The organism is Loktanella sp. SALINAS62 (genome assembly GCF_018263905.1).
Taxonomy (GTDB): Bacteria; Pseudomonadota; Alphaproteobacteria; order Rhodobacterales; family Rhodobacteraceae; genus Loktanella.
This window is the reverse complement of record NZ_JAAFZU010000036.1, coordinates 1-695: the sequence shown is the minus strand read 5'-3', so window position 1 is coordinate 695 and position 695 is coordinate 1. Positions and strand designations below refer to the sequence as shown.

The window sequence follows — 695 nt, the reverse complement described above, 5'->3', positions numbered from 1 at the left end:
TCATCTGCCTCTTCGTGCATCTCATCGACGGTCTCAGGACGAAGCGAGTGCCCTGCGATGCGACGGCGGTTCGCCGAGGTGGCGAGCCGCTCCAACGAAAAGAAAAACGGTGCGAGCAACTCTTCGTCCATCGCCGCAATGAAATCGTCCATCGTGTCGTTGATGGCCTTCTTGGTCATCCGATCCTTTGTGTCGGACTTCTTGAAATCCCTCCCCATAGATCGTCGGAGCGACGCCACGGCGCGTTCCGTCGACGAAGACTCCACGGGCTTGGCGATCTCCTTGCGCTCCTTGCGCGAGGACTTGGAGGCGGCGAGTTTGGGGTCAAGAAACTTGGTCATAGTTGTATCTTTCTTTATTCTGATGGCCTCCGCGGAGGTCCGGTTTTTCAGGGGCACCCTCGCGGGCTGACCACCATATGTTTCTTTTGGATTCCGACCAATCGCCGTTTTCGCGATCTTTTTTTCGAGAACCGCATATCCCTCTGATGTCGCTCAAAACTTTTCTTCAGCTCCGGGTTCTGTGCGCCCCTGAGGCGTCAGATCCGGGCGGTCGGCCCAACCCTTCGTCCGCCGATCCAGCCGACGGAGCATCGCCGGAATGGTGCGCCGGATTCCCGCCACCAGAGCTCTGGTTTTCTCCGGCAAGTGCCGTGCCGCCTCTGCGATCACGCCATCGGCCTCGGCGATTTCTGA

2 protein-coding genes are annotated in these 695 nt (G+C 58.7%); both read right to left on the bottom strand.

From position 1 onward, the window contains the following. On the bottom strand, nt 1-341 hold a 341-nt coding region (locus tag GZH79_RS13135), incomplete at its 3' end, for a hypothetical protein (RefSeq protein ID WP_211644242.1). A gap of 153 nt (nt 342-494) precedes the next feature. After that, nucleotides 495-695, bottom strand: a 201-nt coding sequence (locus tag GZH79_RS13130; RefSeq protein WP_211644241.1) for a hypothetical protein, incomplete at its 5' end; no start/stop codon positions are given.